This is a genomic window from Epilithonimonas hominis, assembly GCF_003730015.1.
In the GTDB taxonomy this organism is placed as follows: Bacteria; Bacteroidota; Bacteroidia; order Flavobacteriales; family Weeksellaceae; genus Epilithonimonas; species Epilithonimonas hominis.
Genome location: NZ_RJTU01000013.1, coordinates 134,672 through 157,715, shown reverse-complemented (window position 1 = coordinate 157,715; position 23,044 = coordinate 134,672). Strand labels below are relative to the sequence as shown.

Genomic DNA, 23,044 nt, shown 5'->3' with positions numbered 1-23,044 from the left:
CATTTTATTTTCCTAATTAGCTACATCACTAATAAATTTGATTCTGAGAATCCTAACTTCTTCATCAGTCAAATCGTCGCCATATTCTGCAAGCAAAGTTTTCATACTGTCACTTTCTGAGTTTTTCATAAAATCCATAAACTCTTCGACAATATCTTCATCAAAATTTTCATCAATATAATAATCGATATTCAGTTTTGTACCTTGATAAATGATACTTTCCATCTCGGAAAGAAGTTCTGTCATAGAAAGATTTTTTGCTTTAGCAATATCTTCCAAATCAATCTTTTTATCGGTATTTTGGATGATGAAAACCTTATGGCTGGATTTGTTGGCTACTTGTTTCATCACCATATCCTGAGTTCTTTCTATCTCATTATCCTCAACATATTTTTTGATAAAGTCAGCAAATTCTTTTCCGTATTTTCTAGCTTTTCCTTCACCAACACCATAGATTTTTGCAACTTCTTCTACAGTTATCGGGTATTGAACTGTCATATCTTCCAAACTTGGATCCATAAAAACAGTGTAAGGTGGGATCCCGTGTTTTTTGGCAACAGTTTTACGAAGTTCTTTTAGTTGACCAAATAATAATTGATCCAATCCGCCTCCAGATTGGGTTTGTACCTGCTCGTTATCCGCTTTTGATTTGATCTGGTTGAGATCATAAGTTCTGTCTTCCGCTATTAGAAAAGATTCGTCGTAACTACCGTTTATAAGTTGATTACCTTTTTCAGAAATTTTTAGAACACCATAAGTTTCTATATCTTTTCTAAGGAAATCCTGAACAGTTGCTTGTCTGATAATAGATTTCCAATAATTGTCACTTTCAGCTTTCCCAAATCCGAAAAATTCTGTCTGTTCTAATTTATAAGATTTCGTAACCGCAGATTCTTTACCAGCAATTATGGAAATCAAATCTTTTGTGCGGAACTTTTCACCCAAAGACTTTATCATTTCCAAAACTTTTTGCAAGTCTTGAGAGGCATCTTTTAGTTTTGGTGGATTTTGTGAATTATCACACATCAAAGCACCTTCACCATTTATTGGATCAAATTTTTCTCCGAAATAATAAAGCAAATATTGTCTTCTGCTCATGGAGGTTTCTGCATAACCGACCACTTCATTCAACAATTGAAGACCAATTTCTCTTTCCGAAACTGGTTTCTGAGCCAGGAATTTTTCTAATTTCTCAATATCTTTTGGATCGTAGAAAGCCAAACAATGACCTTCTCCACCATCTCGTCCTGCACGACCAGTTTCCTGATAATAACTTTCCAAAGATTTGGGAATATCATAATGAATTACAAATCGAACATCCGGTTTATCAATTCCCATCCCAAAGGCAATCGTTGCAACAATCACATCTGCCTCCTCCATCAGAAATTTGTCCTGATGCGAAACTCTTGTTTTCTGATCCAATCCTGCGTGGTAAGGCAATGCGTTCACTCCATTGACTTGCAAAAGCTGCGCAAATTCTTCCACTTTTCTTCTGCTAAGACAATAAACGATTCCGGATTTTCCTTTATGCTGGTTGATAAACTTGACAATTTCTTTGTCTACATTAATTTTCGGGCGTATTTCGTAAAACAAATTAGCTCTGTTAAAGCTTTCTTTGAAAACCAAAGCATTGTTCATTCCCAAAGTTTTTTGAATATCATCCTGAACTTTAGGTGTTGCAGTAGCCGTTAATGCGATAACAGGAACATCTGCAATCTTATCTATAATATCTTTCAGATTCCTGTATTCTGGGCGGAAATCGTGTCCCCATTCCGAAATACAGTGTGCTTCATCAATTGCTACGAAAGATATTTTTACTGCTTTTAGAAACTCCAGATATTCTTCTTTGATAAGAGATTCTGGAGCTACGTAAAGCAATTTGGTTTTGCCTGCTGTGATGTCATCCATCACCTGTTTGGTCTGGGATTTATTAAGCGAGGAGTTTAAAACGTGAGCCACCCCTTCGTCGGAAGAAAGTCCGTTGACAGCATCTACCTGATTTTTCATCAAGGCTATCAATGGTGAAACGACAATGGCTGTTCCTTCAGATATCAATGCCGGAAGCTGATAACAAAGTGATTTTCCACCACCAGTCGGCATTAAAACAAATATATCTTTACCACCGAGAAGTTCTTTTATAATCTGCTCTTGTTGACCTTTGAATTTTGAAAATCCGAAATATTTTTTGAGTTCAGCAGATAAGTTGATGTCTTTTGTGTCCATCCTTTAATATAGTTTGCTAAATTTGCATTTTATTGAAAGGTTATACATTAATGGTTAATCCTGACTTTTAGGGATAAAAAAATGAAGCTAAAAAACTTCATTTTGCTCTGTTAAATTATTAGCGTGAAGGTACAAAATAAATATTATTAAAAAAAATAATTAAATACTTTAAAATTTTGGATCCAAAAGAGATAATAGCAAACGCCCATCTGGCGCTGGATGTAGAAATCAGTGAGTTGAACAATCTCAGAAACCGATTGGATGACAGTTTCGTAAAAAGCGTTTTGACTATTAATGAAGCCAAAGGAAAATTAATCATTGTTGGAATCGGAAAATCTGCGCACGTTGCTAATAAGATTGTAGCTACACTAAATTCCACTGGAACTCCATCGCAATTTCTTCACGCTGCAGAAGCTATCCACGGGGATCTCGGTGTGATTCAGAAACAGGATATCGTGTTATGTATTTCTTATTCAGGGAATTCGCCCGAGATTGTGAATCTTCTACCCTTTCTCAAAGAATATTCGTCTGCTTTGATTGGAATGACTGGAAATCCCGAAAGTAAATTAGGAAAAGCTTCTGACATTATTCTAAATACCCACGTAGAAAAAGAAGCCTGTCCAAACAAACTAGCGCCTACAAGTTCTACAACAGTTCAAATGGCTCTTGGCGATGCTTTAGCAGTTTGCTTGATGGAACTGAACGGATTTAAAGATATAGATTTTGCTAAATTTCATCCAGGTGGAAGCCTCGGTAAAAACCTAACGGCAAAGGTAGAACAATTTGTTTCTCAGAATAAACCGGAAGTTTCGCCAGAATCAGGAATAAGAGATGTAATTATTTCTGTAAGTGGTTCCAAACACGGTATTACGGTCGTTATGGAAAACGAAAATATATTGGGTGTAATTACTGATGGCGATATCCGAAGAATGCTCCTCAATCAAGATGATATCTCTAAAGTTAAAGCTTCTGACATCATTAGTAAAAATCCAAAATCTATCGATAAAAATCAATTAGCAAAAGAAGCTATGCAGATTTTGAAACAATTTAATATTGGTCAATTAATAGTGACAGATAACGGAAAATATTACGGAATAATAGACATCCATACATTATTAGATGAAGGCATTAATTAATCCTTCTAACTCGGAATAACTTCGTAGTATCGCCCGCTGCTTTTGCAACAATTCCTGCTCCGGTTCCATAAGCCGGAGTTGTGCTTCCTGGCTTAGCAATCGAAATTCTAATCAAATCATTCTGATTAAAAGCCAAAATTGTTCTTGGAAGAATCAAGGTTTGAGTTTGATTTGAAGAACCATTGTCATAAGGCATTGCTGTTCCCATAACCGGCGTCCAAGTTCTTCCATTGTCTCTGGATTGAGCAATTGAAATCGTAACGTAAGAATAATTGGAGTTATCCGTTGCTACATTTCTTTTTGGATTAAATGTAAAGTTGGCCAGTACCCTGTAATTACCAGATTGTTTGATTATAAAAGTTTGATTATTGTTTTGAAGTTGAATATCAGTAGGATCATCAATCAAAATTTCACTAGCCGACCAAGTAACTGGAACATCAAAAGTTTCACTACTATTGACACTTGTAAGCTGACTTGCCGTTAATGGTTGATCGTTTACAGAACTCAACACATATTCATTGGAAGCTGATCCCACATTGATTTCTGAACTGGTAGTAAATTTTTGCCAAAGAGAATTCTGTCTAAAATACAGTGAATTGGCAGAAACGGCTGTGGTGCCAGAACCAGCTGCTCCTAAGTTGAAAACCAAAAGTCCGTTTGCAGGATTACTAATAGTTGTATTATCAGCAGTACCGGTAAGATTAACTCTCGGAAGCAGTAAGCCTTTGCTTGTAGAAGTAATGTCTAAAATAGCTGAAGAGTGTGGTGTTGTGGTTCCAATCCCTACTTGCGAAAATCCAGATGTGAATAATAATGCTGCTAATAAATTATATAATCTCATAATGAGTGAAATTAATTTTTAAATAAAACTCTTAATTAAGTTTTTGAAATCTTAATAATCTTGAATAAGCCAAGCCCGTTCCCGCTTCCAGATTCAAAGTACTGGTAGACGGGTTGGTTCCGTGATTAGAGTCTGATCCTTTTCTAACAACTGCTCGGATCAAATCATTTTCATTAAGTGCAATGACAAACGGTGCAACCATTACGGATCTGTTTCTATCGCCTGTGCCTACGCCCCAAGTTGTACTCGATTTTGCAATTTGCGTCCAAGTAGTTCCATTGTTAGTAGATCTCTGAACAATGAAATCCAAAGCTGCAACGCAAGTAGCCTCAGTTGCATACGTTCTACAATTTGTTTGAACCCAAGGATTGTAACCAACATAACCTGCAATTTCATATGTTCCCGATGATAATATCTTGAAATTATTATTAGCCAGAGAAACTCGGTTTCCAACATCTACTTTCATAGCTCCAGTAGCCGATGCATCGAAAGTTACAACAATGCTATTTCCATTATTAAAATTGGTCTTATTCAAAGCCTGCGTTCCCGTATTTGCAACAATAAAAATCTGTGCGTACAAGTTTTTTTTCACTTTTTCAGTAGTAGAAACATCAATCCAATTGGTTCCATTCCAGAAATAAAATGTATTGGCTTCAATCGCTGAATCTGTTGCAGAGTTGGTTGTATTATAAACAATTAATCCAACCGCCGGACTTGCAATGGTAACTACATCCGTTTTGTTTTGCAGTGCAACGCGAGGAATCAAAACACCTTTTTTATTATTGCTTGCCAAAGAGCTGACATCCAAATCTAAAAGTGCAGAAGAATTCGGAGTTGCTGTTCCAATTCCAACGCCCTGTGCAGATAATTTCCCTGACAATATTAACGCCGAGAAAGCAAAAAATGTTGTTTTTGATATATTGAATAATCTATTGTAAATCATAATCTAAAAGTATCATTGTTAAGCTTTTGGAAATGGGTATTTTGGTTGAAGTTGTCATTGTAGGAGGTGGACTTGTTGTATTATTTTCTCCGTGCAAAGCTGATTCATCTGTAATTCCGAAAGGATTTTGAACAACTAATCTCAGTCTTTGACCAGCTGTAAGATAAATTGGTGTGGAAATCAAAATAACTGTTTTCAAATAATTAGTAGCTTTTACCCCCCAAGCCGTTCGGTTTCCAATCACATCTGCCCAAGTGGCGCCGTTATCTGTAGATCTTTGAAGCTTCAAATTTAGAAAAGTTCCCCTCTGAGTTGCAGCAATAGTTGTACGATTGGGATTGTAATTAACATAAGCAGAAATCTCGTAAAGTCCTGTGACATTGATGGTGAAAACATCTCCCGATTTAGTAACTATATTTCCTGTACTGATAGCAACATCTCCATCTGCAAAAGAAACCGGAATCCCGCCATTGGTTCCGCTTGTATTATTGATGGTTGAATATGTTAAATTCTGCGTAGATTTTGAATTAAGACTATATATCTTGTTAGATAAATAATTTTGTAAAACCGATGTCAAACCAAGATCTACCCACTGTGTACCATTCCAAAAATAATATCTGTTAGCAAATACATTAGAAGGGTAAGTTCCTGCATCTGCCGTATTATAAACTAGCAAACCCACTGCAGGACTAGGAATAGTAGTCGTGTCAGTATTACTTGCCAGTGCAACTCTTGGTCCTAGAAATCCTTTCTTACTTCCAGTTGCCAAATCCGAAGTATTAATTTCCAAGATTGCAGATGGAGCAACTTGGCTGGTCTGAATTCCAACCTGCCCATATAAGCTTCCTAAACTACTGATTAATAATATGTTGAGTAATGTTTTCTTCATAAAAATTCAATACACAAAAAAACTTATTTTTTTAATATAATCCAATATTTTTAAAAAATTTAATATAAATTCATTTAAAAATTAAAATATTTACAAATTATATTTAATTATTATTGCTAATATTCAATAAAAATACTGATAATAAAATTATAATTAAATATTTTTGAGAATTTATTACCAATTATTATTCCATAATCTGCTGTATTAAAAATTTCTAAAACAATAGTCTTATTAATAATTTTTAAGTTTCAGATTTTATGCAGCAAAAATTTCATTAATTTCGTGACTTGATTTTAAAATAATAGATGAGTAACGAAAAAGAAATGTCTTTTCTAGGACACATAGGAGAACTCAGAGGACATCTCATACGAGCAATTCTTGCCATTATAATCTTAGCGGTTATTGTAGGTTTCAATATAGAATGGGTAATGGATCACATTTTTTTTGGTCCCACAAGAAATGATTTTTTAACCTTCAGAATCGTAAATCATTTCTCTAGAGAACTTACGGGGAATGACAGCTTTGTTTTACCTGCAAATTTTAGTGTACAGCAGAAACAACTTTTTCAGCAGTTTAATGTGATGATGGCTGTTTCAATATTTTCTGGTGTAGTTTTAGCCTTTCCTTATATTGTTTGGGAAATCTGGAAATTCATTAGTCCTGCTCTAATGCCGAATGAGAAAAAGAATTCGATTTTTTACATTAATGCAATTTGGATTTTATTTATGACCGGCGTTTTGACGGGTTATTTCTTGATTTTACCTTTTGCAATTAACTTCGGATTATTGTTCAAAGTTTCTGATAATATTGTACAATTATTTGATTTGTCAGATTATACAACTCTGTTTTTACAAGTTACAATGGGAATGGGCGTAGTTTTTCTGTTCCCAATCGCAGTTTACATTTTAACATCAATAGGAATCTTAACACCAAAATTCCTAAGAACTTACAGAAGACACGCTATTGTTCTAATTATGGTTGTAGCGGCAATTATTACACCTGCTGATGTTTTGAGTATGATGGCAGCAGCACTTCCACTGGTTCTACTTTATGAAATAAGTGTGGTAATGTCCAATATCATTTACAAAAAGATGCAGAAAAAAAGCACCTAAATATTTGAATCACAATAATTAACTTGAAAGCATCGGTAAATAAACTGATGCTTTTTTTATACTTTAACAATACATTTTTCGTTCTGCGTGATGTTTCACTATTACAAAGATTAGAAGTCACATTTTTTAAGGGTGAAAATTTCAGAAAATGCAAGATGCTGGTAATAGATTTTAGTATATACAAAGAAAAAAAAACGGAAAATCTAAAATATCAGATTTTCCGTTAATAAGGGAGATTTTATTTAGTTTATTTCAACGCTTCAATTGCAGCTTCATAGTTTGGCTCCTGACCTATTTCAGGAACTTGTTCTGTATAGATTACTGTTCCTTTTTCATCTAAAGCAACAACTGCTCTGCTCAGTAATCCTCTCAAAGGAGAATCATCCAAAGTAACACCGTAATCTTCGCCAAAATTCCCTCTGAAATCTGACAAAACTTCTACATTATCAAGACCTTCAGCTGCGCAAAATCTGCTCAGTGCGAAAGGCAAATCTCTAGAAACATTGATAACAACTGTATTTTCCAAAGAACTCGCTTCTTTATTAAACTCTCTCGCAGATGCTGCGCAAACACCTGTATCGATACTTGGGAAGATGTTCAACAATACTTTTTTTCCAGTGTAATCAGCCAAATGTTTTTCTGATAAATCAGCAGCAACTAATGTAAACTCTTGAGCGATAGTTCCAACTTCTGGCAAAGCTCCAACTGTATTTATAGGACTTCCTTTGAATGTAATTTGTGACATTGTTTCGTATAATTTATTTCTTCAAAGTTAATGGTTGATTTCTGAATTTTCAAATTATAAAATTGACTTTAATAAAATTTAACTTTTACTAATTTATAAAGAGTAATTAATTATCTATTTGAATAAAAATCATATTTCTACTATTAGAAAATTATTATAAAAACACTAAATTTGTATGTTTTGAAAAAACAGTAAATAAAATCAACTACTATAATGTCAGAAAAATCAAAAATTATCTACACGCTTACGGATGAAGCGCCAATGCTTGCAACGCATTCTTTTTTGCCTATTGTTAAGGCTTTTACTTCCGTTGCAGACGTTAACATCGTTCCAAAAGACATTTCACTTTCAGGGAGAATCTTGGCTAACTTTCCAGAATACTTGACGGATGACCAAAAAATCGGAGATGCTTTAACGGAACTTGGACAATTGGCTACAACTCCGGAAGCAAACATTATTAAATTACCAAATATTTCCGCTTCTGTTCCGCAGTTAGACGAAGCAATTGCTGAGTTACAATCGAAAGGATTCGCAGTTCCAAATTATCCTGCTGAACCTAAAAATGACGAAGAAAAAGCAATTAAAGCTAAATATGCTAAAGTCCTTGGTTCTGCCGTGAATCCTGTTTTAAGAGAAGGAAACTCAGACAGACGTGCGCCAAAAGCTGTTAAAAATTATGCAAAAGCTAATCCTCACAAAATGGGAGCTTGGGCATCTGACAGCAAAACAGATGTGGCACATATGGAAAGCGGTGATTTCTACGGAACAGAAACTTCTACAACTGTTGAAAACGATTCTAAATTCAAGATTGTTTTCTTCGGGAATGATGGTTCTGAAAAAGTTCTTAAAGATTTCGCAAACCTTAAAGCTGGTGAAGTAATCGATTCTTCTGTAATGAATCTTAACTCATTGAAAGCTTTTGTACAAACAGCAATAGATGAAGCGAAACAAAGAGGCGTGATTCTTTCTGCGCATTTGAAAGCAACAATGATGAAAATCTCTGACCCAATTATCTTCGGAGCCATTGTTGAGACTTTCTTCAAAGATGTATTTACTAAATATGCAGAAACTTTCAAATCTCTAGACATCAATCCAAATAACGGATTACAAAATCTTTACGATAAAATTGCTGGAATTCCTCAGGAAGCTGAAATCAAAGCTGATATTGATAAAGTTTTGGCAGAAGGTCCAAAAGTAGCAATGGTAAATTCTGACAAAGGAATCACAAATTTCCACGTTCCTTCTGACATCATTGTGGATGCATCTATGGCTGCATTAATCAGAAATGGCGGAAAAATGTGGGACAAAACTGGTGCAGAAGATGATACAGTAGCAATTATCCCGGATCGTTCTTATGCAGGTTTCTACCAAGCTGCAATTGATGATATGAAAGCTAATGGAAAACTCGACCCAACAACTATGGGTTCTGTTCCGAATGTTGGTTTGATGGCTCAAAAAGCGGAAGAATATGGTTCTCACGATAAAACTTTCCAAGCGGAAGCTGATGGAACTGTAAAAGTTCTTGACGAAAACGGAAACACGTTGCTTGAACAAAAAGTGGAAAAATCTGACATCTTCAGAATGTGTCAGACTAAAGATGCACCAATCCAGGATTGGGTAAAATTAGCTGTAAACAGAGCAAGATTATCTGATACACCTGCGATCTTCTGGTTAGATAAAGCTAGAGCTCACGATAGAGAAATCATCAAAAAAGTTGAAAAATATCTTAAAGATTACGATACAACTGGTCTTGACATCAGAATTCTGGATGTGAAAGATGCAATGACAGAAACGCTTAAAAGAGCAAGAGAAGGTAAAGACACCATTTCTGTTTCTGGAAACGTTTTGAGAGATTATTTGACTGACCTATTCCCTATTTTGGAATTGGGAACTTCTGCGAAAATGTTGTCTATCGTTCCTTTGATGAATGGTGGAGGTTTGTTCGAAACGGGAGCTGGAGGTTCTGCTCCTAAACACATTGAGCAGTTTATTGAGGAGGGTTATTTGAGATGGGATTCTTTAGGTGAATTCTTGGCGTTACAGGCTTCTTTGGAACATTTGGCTCAAACGCAAGATAATCCAAAAGCTCAGATTTTGGCTGATGCTTTAGACGAAGCTAATGCTAAATTCTTAGCAGAAGACAAATCTCCAGGAAGAAAATTAGGAACAATCGATAACAGAGGTTCGCATTTCTATTTGGCAACTTATTGGGCAGAAGCTTTGGCTAATCAAACTAAAGATGCTGAAATTGCTTCTAAATTTGCTCCAGTTGCAAAAGCTTTGACAGAAAACGAAAGCAAAATCAATGAAGAATTGATTGGTTCTCAAGGTAAAGCTCAGGAAATTGATGGTTATTACAGACCAGATTTCGCAAAAACTGATGCTGCAATGAGACCGTCTGCCACTCTTAATGAAATCGTCAACGGAATCTAATCTGATTCTTGTTAAATTTTACATAAAACCCTTGGCAAATGCTGAGGGTTTTCTTTTGTTTGAGTAATTTGCATAAGAAATTAATTTTACGTTCTCAGAATGAAAAAAATATTCATTTGTTGTCTTTATGCAGCCGGAATCTCTGTTTTCAATGCACAGGGGAAAATTGACAAAGCCATAGAAAATCTTGAAAAAAATTACGGTCAGGAAAAAGTTTATATTCTGACGGACAAAGACCAATATGTTGTTGGCGATAATATCTATTTTAAATCGTTTGTTTTTAATGGATACTCGCGAGCAGAAGCGCCTACGACTCTTTTTGTAGAGCTCTATGACCACCAGAAAAATCTGATAGATAAAAGAACTGTCTATCTTGCGAATGGCGAAGGAGACGGAACATTCAACCTTACCAATGCGCTGAAGGAAGATGTGTATTATATAAGAGCCTACACAACCTGGATGGCAAATTTTCCGGAGGAATTTAATTATCTTAAAATAGTTCCTATTTACAATCCAAACTCCGAGCAGAAATTGGTTCTTGATAAAAACACTAAGTGGACAGCAGGTGTTTTTCCGGAAGGTGGCACTTTTATCAATAACATTCCAACCAAAATCGCTGTTCGGATTAATTCGCAAGGAACGCCACCTGCAAGCTGGAGCGGTTACATCATCGATTCAGAAAAGCCTAACGAGAAATTAGTCAGCTTCAAAGGTCTTGACCAAAATATCGGCTCATTTTCATTAACGCCTAAATCCGGAAAAATCTACAAAGCAATTATAGAAGACGGTCAAGGTCAGAAACAAACCATAACATTACCAAAAGTTTCGGAAACCGGAATCAACATTCAGGCTAACAGTAATTCTGAAGGTATTCAGTTTAGTATCAAAAGTGCTGGACTCACAAACGGCTTGCAGGGTTACACCATCGTTGGAACGATTAATAACCAGCTGGCATACAAAGCCAATATCAAAAATAATTCTTCTGAAGCATCTAGCAAAATTCCCATCAAAGCTAGCGAAGAGATTAATGGCATATTGCAGTTAAGTGTCTTTGATGACAAAGAAAATCTGGTCGCAAAAAGATTATGTTTTATCAAACCAAAAAACTTGAGCATCAGCCAGCCGGAATTTGTCGGCATGTCGCTTAATAATCAACCAAGGACATTCAATAGTTTTGATTTACATCCAGATGCAGATTATCAACATTACACGGTTTTAGTTCGGGATGTGAATAATGTTCCGGCAGATCATAATAAAGGTAATATTCTTAGTTCACTTTGGCTTACTGGTGATATTACTTCAAATATATTTTCACCAGCTCAATACTTTTCTAAAGACGCCAATTCTGATGCGCTGGACGCGTTGATGATTTCGGAACAATGGAAAAGATTTGACTGGAACGATTTATTATCTGGAAAAACGCCCGAAATTAAATATATACCTAAATCCAACCTTAGCTTTAAAGGAAGAATTACCAAAAACAGCATTACGCTTCCTAATACCACCGTAAATCTTCTGTTTCAAAGCGAGACTATTCAAAATGGAATTTCTCAGGCACAGACGGACAACAATGGTTATGTTTATCTGGAAAATCTCAATTTCGATGTACCAATAACGGTATCTTATTACTTAAATAAAGAGAATTCTGCCGATACAGATAAACTGAATATGACCTTCCAGACACTGAATGAAAATATTCCTTACAAGGGAAATTTGCCTACCAGTAATTATCATCTGACCGCAGACAAAACAACGGTTAATCAAGCTGTGGCAAATGCTCTGCAAAATATTGCCAATCAAAAATCTATCCGCAATGACGAAATCCTGATAGAAGAAGTTCAGGTCACCGCGAAGAAAAAAGATTTGACGGCAGAACTAGACAAGCAGCTCTCCAGCGGAAGATTCAGCAGTTTCAATGCAACTATTTTTGATTTCGTTAACGATAATCAGGACGCACAGACTTCACTGAATGTTCTTCAATGGTTGCAGGGGCGTGCTGCGGGACTGACCTTCACAATGGATAATTCCGGGAATTATATCCCATCTATAAGAGGATCTCAAGCCAAGCTTTTTCTCGATGAGATTCCTGTTGATGCCAGTATGATCAACTCAATCCCGATAAGCAATATAGCAATGGTGAAAGTACTTAAAAATGACGGGCTGGCCGGTAATGCTGTTGCTATATACACCAAGCGTGGCAATATGGAAAGCAAATCCGATGATAAAAAAGATTTTACCAATAAAACTCTGCTCAGAGGTTATGATAAAGCTATTGAGTTTGAACAACCAGACATCACCAGTGACAATTACAAAAAAATCATAAAAGACACCAGAGAATTATTGTATTGGAATCCAAAACTCTCTGACGAACCCAATGTACCGCCAAGAGCAAAATTCTTCAACAATGACGAGGCTAAAAACAGGGAAATCATCATTATCAGTTTTGATAAAGACGACAAGATGCTTTATTATGATGACGTGAAATAATTATAGAAAAGACTTTCAGAATTGGGAAGTCTTTTATTTTTCAATCAAATTTAAAATAATGTTTTTAATATCTTTCGCTTTATTCACTGTCATAAAATGTCCACCATTTTTAACGACAAAATCAGCTTTTACATTTTTTATTGGAATAATTCTGTCTTGATTTCCGTGAATATGAAAACAATTTTCAGGATAAATTTCATTCTTCCAATTTACAATTTCATTAATTGCCCATTTTAGGAACATCGAATTAGTATCATTAAGAATACTTTTGAGCAATTGTCTTTCTTCATTAGATTCAATTCCGAACAACCAATTTAGAATGAAATTTTGACTTTTTAAAATCGAATACGGAAGCAATTGATTCAGCTTTAATTTTCCTGAAAGTTTAAAAACAAAAGGAAGTTCGAATTTATTTTTTGCAGAAGCAATCAGAATTATTTTTTTGACATTAATAATTTTTGAAATCTCAGCAACTAACATTCCACCAAAAGACAAACCAATCAGAATCGGATTGTCACAAGTTATTTTCTCAGATATTCTAAGAGCATAATTTTCTAGACTTTCATTTTTCAGAGGTTCAATCCAATCAATGAATTCAACATCCAAAGTTCCAAAATCAATATTGTCATAAACTCTTTTATCAACGCCTAAGCCACTGAAAACATAAATTTTATTCATACATAAATATAAAAAAAGACTGAAATTTTTCAGTCTTTTAATTTATAACATTTTCAAGTTATTCACTTCCTGTTCTGTAAGGATTCTCCAGTGTCCTCGCTTGATGTTTTTCTTAGTCAGACCTGCAAACATTACTCTGTCCAATGCTTCCACTTCATAACCGAGTTTTTGGAAAATTCTTCTGATCACCCTGTTCCAGCCAATATGAATCTCTATCCCAATTTCATTCTTTGGTTTGCCTTCGATGTATGAGATGCTATCCACTTCTGCAACACCTTCTTCCAGGCGAATTCCATCTGCAATGGATCTAAGATCTTCTGTAGAAAGTTTTCTGTCTAATGTCACATGATAGATTTTCCTCATATTGAAAGACGGATGCGTCAGCTTTTTAGTAAGATGTCCGTCATTAGTCAGTAAAATGACACCTGTAGTTTGTCTGTCTAGTCTGCCTACAGGAAAAATTCTATATGGAGAAGCATTTGCGGTCAAATCCATTACCGTTTTTCTCGCTTTCTCGTCTTTGGTTGTAGAGATATATCCTTTTGGTTTGTTCAGAAGAACATAAACAGGTTTTTCCGGCGTGATATTCTGTCCATCGAAAACCACTCTGTCTGTTTTCTGAACCTGATAACCCATTTCAGTAACCACTTTTCCGTTTACTTCTACAAGACCTTGCGTAATCAATTCATCTGCTTCTCTCCTACTACAGATTCCGGAGTTAGCAATATATTTATTAAGTCTGATGGATTCTTTGGGAACTGATTTACTTATTTTATCAAATCTTCTTTTCTGAATAAATGATTTGGTTTTATCTTCGTCTTTTTCGGCTCTGCTAAAAGGTTTTTTAGGACCGAATTTTCTGTCACCATTCTCATATTTATCACGGCTGTCAAAACGGTCTCCGCCTCTTGTCGTCTTAGGACCTTTGGAGTTTCCGAAAGATTTACCGCTAGGTGATTTTCCTCTGCTATCAATGGAGCTACGGGAGTTTCCGGAAGCTCTGCTGCCTCCAGATGGTCTTGGTTTTCTGTTTCTACCTGATTGATTTCCGTCTCCGCTCATTTTCTAAAATTTTTGCAAAGATAGTGATTTAGTTAAGAGTTACGAATTCTTAGCTAAATTTTACGAAAATTGAGAATAATGTAATTCTAATTATTTCCTTTTGTAGAAAATATAATCCGTATTAATCGGTTCCAATCCGGCCTGTTTAATCAGCATTGCAATCTGACCGCGATGATAAGTCGAATGATTGATAAAATGAAAGAAAATCTCTCGAATTGAGTTTTGGAATTCATCGCCTTTTGAATTTCTGTAAACGATGATTTCATCAAGGTTTCTTTCGCTCAGAATTTTGAAGCTATTTTCGAAATTAGATTGATTGTTTTCTAAAAGTTTTTCATCAGGATTAATTTGCCAAACTCCGAATGAATCTTCAAAAATAATTCTGGAATTCCAGACTTGTTGAGCATTGAGAATGTGATTAAGAAGGGAAATCATTTTTTCATTAAAAGAATCTTTGTTCTCAAGATAAATCTTAATCAACAACTGATTAAAATGAGAATTATATTCTAATAAATCAATGAATTGCTTTTTCATTATTCAAACATTTCTGCTAAACGAACCGCTTTGATTTCATCAGAATTATAAAGCGCTTCAATAGATTTTTTTATTTCTAATTTTGGATAAAGATTCACGCCAATCAATTTAATTTTGCCTTCTTCTACCCAGCTTTGTTCTTTTACAGCTTGTTCAAAAATCATTTTCTGAATTTCCCCAGATTTTAACGCTTCAAGATAACCACCTTTTTCTTCGATTTCAAGGAATAATTTCCAAGATTTCTCAGCGAATTGCTGTGTAATATCTTCCACAAAATAACTTCCTGAAGTTGCATCTTCAAAAACATTAATAATACTTTCATAAGCTAGAACAATCTGTTGTTTAAACGAAATTTCTTTTGAAAGCTCCGATGAATCTTCAAATTTATAATCATTAGAAAAAACCGCATCAGCGCCGCCAATCATAGCCGAAGCTAATTCCAAAGTAGAACGAATCAGGTTATTATCTGCATCGTTTTTTGCCTTATTTCTAAATGAAGTTTCAGCAAAAATGTAGGGAATCAAATCTTTATTGAATTCTTTAGAAAACTGATTAAACAAATATTTGAAAGCTCTGATTTTAGCAATTTCGAAAAAATAATTAGAACCAATCGCAAATCGAAATACCAATTTTTCAAGAATCTCCGCACCGAATTTTTCTACTAATTCTTTACATTTAGCCAATGCAAAAGCCAATTGCTGGATGATGGAAGCTCCAGCATTTTGATGCAAACTTACATCTGCACAAATCTGTCTTTCAAATGATTTTGATAATAATTCTCCAGCCAATTGCTCATTGATTTCAGCTTTCTTATCATCAGAAAAAACATCAATCAAAGAAAAATAACGATTGCTTTCGTCAGTTAAAATATGTTCAGCTAAATCCGGATTATTGATGAAAATTGCTTTTTCTTCCAAGCCTTCCACATTCTCACTCAATAGAAAAGCGAAAGCCTGTTCTTCCAAACCAACTTGATATTCTGCAACAAGATGAGTACTTTCTTCAACTTTTGGTAGAATCTTCGTCTCCTGTTTATTCTGATAATATGGTTTTACATGGATGTTTTCCAGATTATCTTTAGAAAGAATTTCATAAATATTTTCTGTTTTGAGTTGCTTTTTGACAAGCTGTTCCCAATCTTCCAATGTATTTTCTATGAAACTCATTTTGTTTATTTTTTTGCAATTTTAGAACTGTCAACTACCAATATGAAAATCTCTTCGTTCGGTTTTTTCATAAAGTAATTTTCACGTGCATATTTCTCTTTCTCTTGTTTGTTGTTCATAAGCTTGCGAAAGAATCTGTCATTCTTTTCGTACTCAGTCTTATAAAAATTAAGTTGATTTTCGTAACGTGTGATTTCGCCGTTTAGTTCATTTATAACTAAAAAAGATGTACTGTCAAAAAATATCATCCACACCAAAAATCCTGTAAGCGTTAAAACATACTTATTGAAAACATAAGTTTTAAAGAACTTGAGTGTTGGCGATTTTTTTTTGATATCCTTGATTAGTTCTTTCATAGTTAATGAACTTTTTTAAGCGAATTATTAATTACAGTCGTTAAGAAATCGATAGCTACAGAATTTTGTCTCATATTCGGAACAATAAGATCTGCTTCATTTTTGGAAGGTTCGATAAATTCCTGATGCATCGGCTTCAAAGTCGTTTGGTATCTATGCAAAACTTCTTGCAAATCTCTACCTCTCTCCTGCGTATCTCTTCGAATTCTACGGATTAATCTCTCGTCAGAATCTGCGTGTACAAAAACTTTTAGATCAAACTCTTTCAGTAATTCTTTGCTTGTTAAAACCAAAATTCCTTCTACAATCAACACATTTCTTGGTTCCACAGTAATATGGTCGCCAGTTCTGGAATGCGTTACGAAAGAATATATCGGCTGTTCTATACTCTGATGATTTTTAAGGGCTTTAACGTGTTGCAACATCAAGTCAAAATCGATTGATTTTGGGTGATCGTAATTAAGAACTTCTCTTTCTGACAAAGTCAAATTAGGATTGTCGTGGTAATAATTATCTTGCGAAAGCACGTTAACGCCTTCTAAGTTAAGTTGTTGAAGAATTTTATTAACAACAGTTGTTTTTCCGGAACCTGTTCCTCCGGCTATACCAATCACGAGCATTTCTACATTTTTTACAAAAATAGTATAATTTTTTTTCGGATTCAAATAAAAATCAATTTTGAAAAATCGTCCAAAACTAATTATCACATCTATTCTTCCGGCGAAATTCCCAAAACGTAATAAAAAACGGCCAAAACCCTGGCAAAGAATTCACGGGTGTGATTGCGGTAGAAACTTTCATTTTTACTTACATCCTGAGCATCGTAACCCAACGCATTCATCCCATTATTTCTGGCAAAGAACAAAGCACGAAGATTATGAAAACCTTGTGAAACGATAATCACATTTTTTTCACCATAAACATTTTTACAACGCAAAATACTTTTATGGGTATTGAATCCTTTGGGGTCTTCAATAATAATATTTTCCGGAACGCCTTCTGTGTAAACCAAAAAACGTTTCATTGCGGCAGGCTCATCATAATTTTCGCTTTTTTCGCCACTCACAATAATTTTTTTGACTTTTCCATGATGATAAAGTGTTCCTACAGCATCCATCCTTGCCGTAAAATATGGGTTGGCAACACCGGAACGCATCTTGGGAGAAGTTCCCAAAACCAGCGCACAATCTCTTGAAGGGACTTTACTGATTTTATTATAAGTTCTCCCACTTGTTAGGGCTACCACCCAAACGTTGGCTAAAATCAACAGCAAAACCCCGAGTTCCAAAAGCCCGAAAATTATTCTGAAAAAGTTAGTTATTGCCCGAATCATTATTAATACAAATCAAAATCTAAAGATACATCTTTGCTCATTGCAATGGAAACACAAGGCAAAATTTTCCCCTGGCTTTTTTCATTTTCTGTCAAATATTCATCTTCTGTCATATCCACTTCTCCATTTTTCAAATAACAAAGACAGCTTCCACAGATGCCAGATTTGCAGGAATAAGGAAGTTTATAACCTAAATCCAAAAGTTGTTGCAAAATTTTTCGCTCGTTATTCTTCAGAACAATTCCATCTTTTTCGATGTGATTGAATTTGATTTTAACATTGACATTCTCAATTAGAGGAAACTCTTTTTCGGTTGGATAGATATCATCATTGAAAGCTTCAAACAACTCAAAATGAATATTTTTTTTCGGAATTCCGTGGTTGTAACAAGCATTGGCAACAGATTTTATCATTTCACCAGGACCGCATATCAGCACTTTATCCGTACTGTCCCAAATGGTGGATTCTTCATCATCTTCATCCAGATGTAGAATTTGATTAATAATGAGAGAAATCTTTTTTTCATCCAATCGTCCTTGGAATAATTGGTCTTTTACTTTTTCCTGAGACAAGAAATAAAACACTTCAAATCTGCCAACATTTTCTTTCTGCAAATCTTCCAATTCCTGCTTTAGAACAATATCTTCATAACTTTTGTTTCCATAAAAAAGAAAAATTCTTGTGAATTGTTCTTCGTGAAGAATGTTCTTAATATGACTAAAAATCGGTGTGATTCCAATTCCGGAAGCAAAAGCCAGAATTGTCCGTTTTTCGTTTGGTCTTGAAGGAATGAAAAAACGTCCGAGAGGTTCACTCACAGAGATTTCATCACCAATCTGATAATTTTTGAATAAGAAATTAGTTGAACTTTCGTCGCCATTGATTTTGATGACTAATTCAATTTTGTTTTCAAAAGGAGCTGATGTAAAAGAATAATCATTCTGAATTTCCTTTTCATTAAAATGATATTTCAGCGTCACATATTGACCTGCTTGGAACTTATAGTTGGATTTCAACTCCTCGGGAATCGCCAATTCCAATGCAAAAGCATTTTTGGTCAATTGTCGTTTTTTAGCTATTTTTAACCTGTGAAACTGAGGTTGATTTGCGATTGTTAATTGATTCTCCATTATCAAGAATCAAATTTAATGAAATTTGAGAAAAGAAAAAATCTAAAATTAAAATATTGAAAGAACAAAATCTTTACATCATTGCTGGTTGTAATGGTGCTGGAAAAACCACTGCATCTTTTACAATTCTGCCCGAAATATTGGATTGTAAAGAATTTGTAAATGCAGATGAAATTGCAAAAGGGCTCTCACCTTTTCAGCCAGAAAAAGTGGCATTTGAGTCTGGAAGAATTATGCTTAATCGTATTGATGAGTTATTTTCACAAAACGAAAATTTTGCATTTGAAACAACCTTAGCAACCAAAACTTATAAACAAAAAATTCTGAAAGCAAAAGAACAAGGTTACAATACAACACTTCTTTTCTTTTGGTTAAAAAATCCTGAATTGGCGATTGAACGCGTAAAAATAAGAGTCAAAGAAGGTGGACATCATATTCCTGAAAATATTATTAGAAGAAGATATTACAACGGAATTCTCAATTTATTCAACATATATCTTCCAATTGTAAATCAGACTTTGATTTTTGATAATTCTGAAGGCAAGCATATTCTCATTGCTGAAAAAAATTCGGAGACCGAAATCAATATTTACAATCAAGAAAAATTTAACGAATTAAAAAACTATTATGACAACAGAAAATAAAATAGAAAGACGCGAAAAAATCTTGAAAGGTCTTGAAAAAGCCTATGAAAAAATGCTGGAATTCAAGAGGAAAAACAATAGCGAAATTGTTATAATTAAAGAAAATAAGATTGTTAAAATCAAACCATAAAATTAATTCAATGAGAAAATTCCTGATATATTCTGTTTTATCAATCAGCCTTTTAGCTTGTAAAAAGAACGATGAAAAAGTTGCTGAAACTGAAGCAAAAGAAGACTCAATAAAAGTTGAACCAACAAAATCGGAAGCAGATGTTGCTGAACTTACAGAACTTTCTCCTGAAAAAATCTCAGAAGTTTTGAAGTCCAATCATTCTGACACGCTTTATGTGACCAACTTCTTCGCGACTTGGTGTGGACCGTGTATGCAGGAGATTCCGCATTTTAGAAAGAAGATGGACGAATTGGCAGGAAAACCTGTGAAATTCACTTTTGTAAGTCTCGATAACAAAACAGATTGGGCAAGCAAAGTGAGCGATTTTGCAGATGAGTACGAACTTAGAAATCATATCGTTTTATTGGACGGAAATCTGTTGAACACTTCTTTTTTCAAACAAAATTTCAAAACTTGGGGCGGTGAATCTATTCCGTTTACCTTGATGACCAAAGGAAATGAATCGGATGAAACCATAGGGTCTATGACGGAAGAAGCTCTTAATGAGAAAATCGAAAAATTCTTAAAATAAGACCATACTTTTGATGAAACGTTTTCCTGTTTTGGTTATTTTAATAATCCTTTTTGCGATTATTGCGTTTTTCATCAATCTCAATATAGGTTTTGCAAAACTGAATTTTTCTGATTTTTTCAATTCAGAATCTGAGAATTTTCAAATTGCCGGTTTCAGGATTAATCGGGCTTTAGCAATGCTATTGGCGGGAATTGCCATTCCAACTAGTGGGTTTCTTTTGCAGGAATATTTCAAAAACCCTTTGGCTGGTCCAGATGTTTTGGGAATCACTTCGGTTTCTAGTTTGTTTGTGGCATTTTATATTTTCTTTTCGCAAAATATTGTCATTCCTGATTTTTTACAGAACAGTTTTATCAGTTTTGCATCCATCATGGGAAGCATTATTCTGATGATGATTTTGCTCTTATTTTCGAATCGATTTCGGGATAAGAGTTTCATTATTATTTTCGGATTTTTGATTTCGGCTTTGGCTGGCGCTGTGGTTTCTTTTCTTCAGTTTTATGTGGAAAGTCAAAGTCTGAAAAATTATATTTTATGGACTTTTGGAGCGAATAATCAAGCGAGTTTAATTCAGATTTTGATTCTTACAGTTTTAATTACTATTGGTTTGATTTTCACTTTCAAATCGATAAAACCATTAATAGGAAATGCTCTTGGAGTAGCTTACGCACAGAGTTTTGGAATTAGTCAATCCAAACTGAAAATCAGTATCATTGTAGCTTCTTCCCTACTTTCAGCTTCGGTTACGGCTTTTTTAGGACCGATTTTATTTATTGGCGTTGTAGTTCCCCATTTTTGCAGAATGATTTGGAATCCAGCGCAACTTTGGCATCAATGGGTTCTGAATATGATTTTGGGTGTGTTTATAATGCAAATTTTTTCGATTATTTCTGAGTTGAGCCAATTTCCTATTAATATTATTACAACGTTTTTTGGGATTCCTGTGATATTGTTGATGTTAATGAGGAAGGTTTAACACAAGAACACTAAGATTTTTTTGAATTAATTGAAAATATTTTAAGGCACTAGAAAATCGAAGATTTTCATTTTTTTAACGAAGTTAATCCTTGTCCCCTAAAACACCCGAATAAAAAGAAAACTTAGTGCCTTTGTGTTAAATATGCCATTTTATTTTATCTTCGATAAAAAATACAAATGACAGAAAATGAATTATCAAAAATTGTGTTTGATCTTGGACTCAAGATTCATAAAAAATTACGACCTGGATTATTCGAAACAGTTTATGAAGAATGTTTGTTTTACGAGCTACAAAAACATAATTTAAAAGTTGAAAAACAAATAGTTCTTCCAATTGTCTATGAAGAATTGAAAATAAATAATGCATTTCGGATTGACATCATAATTGAAGATAAATTAATATAAGAAATCAAAGCTGTTGAGTTTATAAATCCATCTCATAAAGCACAATTATTAACTTATTTAAAAATGACAAATTGCAAGTTGGGACTTCTCATCAATTTCAATGAAGAAACTTTTAAATCTGGAGTAACAAGAGTCATAAATGGTTATTTTTAGAAAAAACAAGAACTAGTTCAGTAAAAAATCGAAGATTTTCAAACCTTGTGCCTTAAAAACATAACCAAAATAAAATTTTCATCGTGCCCTTGTGTAAACAAAAAATATGTTTTTAGAAATAAAACAAACAACAATCGGTTATTCAAACCCATTGGTTTCGGAGATTGATTCGTCTTTGGAATTAGGCGAAGTTTGTCTTTTGATGGGAAATAATGGTATTGGAAAAACAACATTAATCAAATCTATTCTTGGACAAAATAAGCTTTTGAAAGGCGAAATTTCTATCAATGGAAAATCAATTCAAAAATTGAATTCAAACGAAATAGCTTCTCAAATTGCTATTGTTTTTTCTAAAGCTGAAATTCCAGATAATTACACCGTTACAGATTTAATTTCGCTCGGTAAATACATTCATTACCCTTATTATTTTAAATTAAATAAAACTGATAAACAGGAAATTTCAGAAATCATTAACAAACTCAACTTATCAGAATATCAAAACAAAAAACTAACTGAATTATCAGACGGGAATCTTCAAAAAGCTTTTATAGGAAGATCTTTGGCGCAGAATTCTCCATTTATTATTCTGGATGAACCAACCACGCATCTGGATGAAGAAAACAAACTAATGATTCTTTCACTTCTCAGAAATCTTGCAAAATCTGAAAACAAACTCATTCTTTTCTCATCTCACGATTGGCGATTAGCAAAGGAATTTTCCGATAAAATTTGGTGGATTAAAGATAAAAAACTCATCAGCGGAATTTCCGAAGAAGTTATTCTCAACAATCCAGAATTAATTACACCAAAGATTTTAGAATTTAATCAAACATTTCACGCTCCAGAAATTGATGCACCGAAATTGGAAAAAGAAATGATGTTTTCTTATCTCCAAAAAAACTTCTCTCAAGATTTGCGAAAAATCAAATTGATATTTAAAAATGATTTTTGGGAACTAAATTCGGAGGATTTTTATGATAATTGTCATAATTTATCTGAAATTAAACAGTCTCTGCAAACATTGATTAAAACAAGCAATTCTAACTAAATAGATTTTCATCAATTTTATTTAATAAGATTCGCATAATA

The 23,044-nt window shown here is 34.1% G+C and carries 21 protein-coding genes and 1 pseudogene; 9 read left to right on the top strand and 13 right to left on the bottom strand.

Translation table 11 applies throughout. The annotated features are described in order from the left end of the window. Positions 1 to 12: 12 nt before the first annotated feature. Positions 13 to 2,223 carry a DNA helicase RecQ gene (gene recQ, locus EGH73_RS01975; RefSeq protein ID WP_123280431.1) on the bottom strand — a complete coding sequence of 737 codons (2,211 nt, stop codon included), beginning with the start codon at positions 2,221 to 2,223 and terminating at the stop codon, positions 13 to 15. A gap of 176 nt (positions 2,224 to 2,399) precedes the next feature. Between recQ and EGH73_RS01970 the strand changes: the two genes are divergently transcribed. Beyond that, positions 2,400 to 3,359: a KpsF/GutQ family sugar-phosphate isomerase gene (locus EGH73_RS01970; protein ID WP_123280430.1), complete on the top strand. Its 960-nt coding sequence runs from the start codon at positions 2,400 to 2,402 to the stop codon at positions 3,357 to 3,359. Here the strand turns inward: EGH73_RS01970 and EGH73_RS01965 are convergent. Genes EGH73_RS01965 through EGH73_RS01955 form a run of 3 tightly spaced genes read right to left on the bottom strand, consistent with a single transcriptional unit; the run spans position 3,352 to position 6,032 of the window. Continuing rightward, entirely contained in the window at positions 3,352 to 4,200 is an 849-nt protein-coding gene (locus tag EGH73_RS01965) for a hypothetical protein (RefSeq protein WP_123280429.1), read from the bottom strand. The genes EGH73_RS01970 and EGH73_RS01965 overlap by 8 nt on opposite strands. 31 nt (positions 4,201 to 4,231) lie before the next feature. After that, positions 4,232 to 5,080, bottom strand: coding sequence for a hypothetical protein (locus EGH73_RS01960; protein ID WP_148041671.1), 849 nt, complete (start codon positions 5,078 to 5,080; stop codon positions 4,232 to 4,234). A gap of 49 nt (positions 5,081 to 5,129) precedes the next feature. Further along, a complete protein-coding gene (locus EGH73_RS01955; RefSeq protein WP_123280427.1) occupies positions 5,130 to 6,032 on the bottom strand; it encodes a hypothetical protein in 903 nt (300 codons plus the stop codon). 305 nt (positions 6,033 to 6,337) lie between these two features. Here EGH73_RS01955 and tatC point away from each other — a divergent pair, with 305 nt between their 5' ends. Continuing rightward, complete coding sequence (gene tatC / locus EGH73_RS01950; RefSeq protein WP_123280426.1) at positions 6,338 to 7,144, top strand: twin-arginine translocase subunit TatC; 807 nt, start codon at positions 6,338 to 6,340, stop codon at positions 7,142 to 7,144. 247 nt (positions 7,145 to 7,391) lie between these two features. Here the strand turns inward: tatC and tpx are convergent, their stop codons facing one another. Then, positions 7,392 to 7,889 (bottom strand): thiol peroxidase, encoded by a 498-nt coding sequence (tpx, locus tag EGH73_RS01940; RefSeq protein WP_089769147.1) that lies wholly within the window; start codon positions 7,887 to 7,889, stop codon positions 7,392 to 7,394. Positions 7,890 to 8,102: 213 nt separating this feature from the next. Here tpx and EGH73_RS01935 point away from each other — a divergent pair, with 213 nt between their 5' ends. Next, a complete protein-coding gene (locus tag EGH73_RS01935) occupies positions 8,103 to 10,322 on the top strand; it encodes an NADP-dependent isocitrate dehydrogenase (RefSeq protein WP_123280425.1) in 2,220 nt (739 codons plus the stop codon). A 99-nt stretch (positions 10,323 to 10,421) separates the two neighbouring features. Further along, positions 10,422 to 12,809, top strand: coding sequence for a hypothetical protein (locus tag EGH73_RS01930; RefSeq protein WP_123280424.1), 2,388 nt, complete (start codon positions 10,422 to 10,424; stop codon positions 12,807 to 12,809). Between the two features lie 33 nt (positions 12,810 to 12,842). On the opposite strand, the gene EGH73_RS01925 is transcribed toward EGH73_RS01930, so the two are convergent. The 8 genes from EGH73_RS01925 to EGH73_RS01890 form a co-directional block, all read right to left on the bottom strand. Beyond that, positions 12,843 to 13,487, bottom strand: coding sequence for an alpha/beta hydrolase (locus EGH73_RS01925; RefSeq protein WP_123280423.1), 645 nt, complete (start codon positions 13,485 to 13,487; stop codon positions 12,843 to 12,845). A gap of 42 nt (positions 13,488 to 13,529) precedes the next feature. After that, a complete protein-coding gene (locus EGH73_RS01920; protein ID WP_123280422.1) occupies positions 13,530 to 14,549 on the bottom strand; it encodes a pseudouridine synthase in 1,020 nt (339 codons plus the stop codon). Positions 14,550 to 14,639: 90 nt separating this feature from the next. Next, the gene (locus tag EGH73_RS01915; protein WP_123280421.1) at positions 14,640 to 15,083 is read right to left on the bottom strand and encodes a DinB family protein; all 444 of its coding nucleotides are present in this window, start codon (positions 15,081 to 15,083) and stop codon (positions 14,640 to 14,642) included. Further along, a complete protein-coding gene (locus EGH73_RS01910; protein ID WP_123280420.1) occupies positions 15,083 to 16,249 on the bottom strand; it encodes a methylmalonyl-CoA mutase family protein in 1,167 nt (388 codons plus the stop codon). The genes EGH73_RS01915 and EGH73_RS01910 overlap by 1 nt, the downstream gene beginning before the upstream one ends. Positions 16,250 to 16,254: 5 nt before the next feature. Next, complete coding sequence (locus tag EGH73_RS01905) at positions 16,255 to 16,605, bottom strand: FtsB family cell division protein (protein WP_123280419.1); 351 nt, start codon at positions 16,603 to 16,605, stop codon at positions 16,255 to 16,257. 2 nt (positions 16,606 to 16,607) lie between these two features. Then, the gene (udk, locus tag EGH73_RS01900; protein WP_123280451.1) at positions 16,608 to 17,225 is read right to left on the bottom strand and encodes a uridine kinase; all 618 of its coding nucleotides are present in this window, start codon (positions 17,223 to 17,225) and stop codon (positions 16,608 to 16,610) included. 89 nt (positions 17,226 to 17,314) lie between these two features. Further along, positions 17,315 to 17,938: a SanA/YdcF family protein gene (locus EGH73_RS01895; RefSeq protein WP_089769131.1), complete on the bottom strand. Its 624-nt coding sequence runs from the start codon at positions 17,936 to 17,938 to the stop codon at positions 17,315 to 17,317. Positions 17,939 to 17,940: 2 nt separating this feature from the next. Then, positions 17,941 to 19,068: a 2Fe-2S iron-sulfur cluster-binding protein gene (locus EGH73_RS01890; RefSeq protein WP_123280418.1), complete on the bottom strand. Its 1,128-nt coding sequence runs from the start codon at positions 19,066 to 19,068 to the stop codon at positions 17,941 to 17,943. Positions 19,069 to 19,124: 56 nt separating this feature from the next. Between EGH73_RS01890 and EGH73_RS01885 the strand changes: the two genes are divergently transcribed. The 5 genes and pseudogenes from EGH73_RS01885 (at position 19,125) to EGH73_RS01865 (ending at position 23,003) form a co-directional block, all read left to right on the top strand. Beyond that, complete coding sequence (locus EGH73_RS01885; RefSeq protein ID WP_123280417.1) at positions 19,125 to 19,712, top strand: zeta toxin family protein; 588 nt, start codon at positions 19,125 to 19,127, stop codon at positions 19,710 to 19,712. Between the two features lie 140 nt (positions 19,713 to 19,852). Beyond that, positions 19,853 to 20,416, top strand: coding sequence for a TlpA family protein disulfide reductase (locus tag EGH73_RS01880; RefSeq protein WP_089769125.1), 564 nt, complete (start codon positions 19,853 to 19,855; stop codon positions 20,414 to 20,416). A gap of 13 nt (positions 20,417 to 20,429) precedes the next feature. Then, positions 20,430 to 21,395 (top strand): FecCD family ABC transporter permease, encoded by a 966-nt coding sequence (locus tag EGH73_RS01875; RefSeq protein WP_123280416.1) that lies wholly within the window; start codon positions 20,430 to 20,432, stop codon positions 21,393 to 21,395. 179 nt (positions 21,396 to 21,574) lie between these two features. Continuing rightward, positions 21,575 to 21,955 (top strand): annotated as a pseudogene (locus EGH73_RS01870) (GxxExxY protein). Positions 21,956 to 22,061: 106 nt separating this feature from the next. Then, on the top strand, positions 22,062 to 23,003 hold the full coding sequence (locus tag EGH73_RS01865; protein WP_123280415.1) for an ABC transporter ATP-binding protein: 942 nt from the start codon (positions 22,062 to 22,064) through the stop codon (positions 23,001 to 23,003). The last annotated feature ends 41 nt before the right edge of the window (positions 23,004 to 23,044 follow it).

What these genes read in the sequence shown, in the direction of transcription:
- recQ (WP_123280431.1), bottom strand. Translation starts at nt 2,223, where the DNA reads ATGGACACAAAAGACATCAACTTATCTGCTGAACTCAAAAAATATTTC.
- EGH73_RS01965 (WP_123280429.1), bottom strand. Translation starts at nt 4,200, where the DNA reads ATGAGATTATATAATTTATTAGCAGCATTATTATTCACATCTGGATTT.
- EGH73_RS01955 (WP_123280427.1), bottom strand. Translation starts at nt 6,032, where the DNA reads ATGAAGAAAACATTACTCAACATATTATTAATCAGTAGTTTAGGAAGC.
- tatC (WP_123280426.1), top strand. Translation starts at nt 6,338, where the DNA reads ATGAGTAACGAAAAAGAAATGTCTTTTCTAGGACACATAGGAGAACTC.
- tpx (WP_089769147.1), bottom strand. Translation starts at nt 7,889, where the DNA reads ATGTCACAAATTACATTCAAAGGAAGTCCTATAAATACAGTTGGAGCT.
- EGH73_RS01935 (WP_123280425.1), top strand. Translation starts at nt 8,103, where the DNA reads ATGTCAGAAAAATCAAAAATTATCTACACGCTTACGGATGAAGCGCCA.
- EGH73_RS01930 (WP_123280424.1), top strand. Translation starts at nt 10,422, where the DNA reads ATGAAAAAAATATTCATTTGTTGTCTTTATGCAGCCGGAATCTCTGTT.
- EGH73_RS01925 (WP_123280423.1), bottom strand. Translation starts at nt 13,487, where the DNA reads ATGAATAAAATTTATGTTTTCAGTGGCTTAGGCGTTGATAAAAGAGTT.
- EGH73_RS01920 (WP_123280422.1), bottom strand. Translation starts at nt 14,549, where the DNA reads ATGAGCGGAGACGGAAATCAATCAGGTAGAAACAGAAAACCAAGACCA.
- EGH73_RS01915 (WP_123280421.1), bottom strand. Translation starts at nt 15,083, where the DNA reads ATGAAAAAGCAATTCATTGATTTATTAGAATATAATTCTCATTTTAAT.
- EGH73_RS01910 (WP_123280420.1), bottom strand. Translation starts at nt 16,249, where the DNA reads ATGAGTTTCATAGAAAATACATTGGAAGATTGGGAACAGCTTGTCAAA.
- EGH73_RS01905 (WP_123280419.1), bottom strand. Translation starts at nt 16,605, where the DNA reads ATGAAAGAACTAATCAAGGATATCAAAAAAAAATCGCCAACACTCAAG.
- udk (WP_123280451.1), bottom strand. Translation starts at nt 17,225, where the DNA reads ATGCTCGTGATTGGTATAGCCGGAGGAACAGGTTCCGGAAAAACAACT.
- EGH73_RS01895 (WP_089769131.1), bottom strand. Translation starts at nt 17,938, where the DNA reads ATGATTCGGGCAATAACTAACTTTTTCAGAATAATTTTCGGGCTTTTG.
- EGH73_RS01890 (WP_123280418.1), bottom strand. Translation starts at nt 19,068, where the DNA reads ATGGAGAATCAATTAACAATCGCAAATCAACCTCAGTTTCACAGGTTA.
- EGH73_RS01880 (WP_089769125.1), top strand. Translation starts at nt 19,853, where the DNA reads ATGAGAAAATTCCTGATATATTCTGTTTTATCAATCAGCCTTTTAGCT.
- EGH73_RS01875 (WP_123280416.1), top strand. Translation starts at nt 20,430, where the DNA reads ATGAAACGTTTTCCTGTTTTGGTTATTTTAATAATCCTTTTTGCGATT.
- EGH73_RS01865 (WP_123280415.1), top strand. Translation starts at nt 22,062, where the DNA reads ATGTTTTTAGAAATAAAACAAACAACAATCGGTTATTCAAACCCATTG.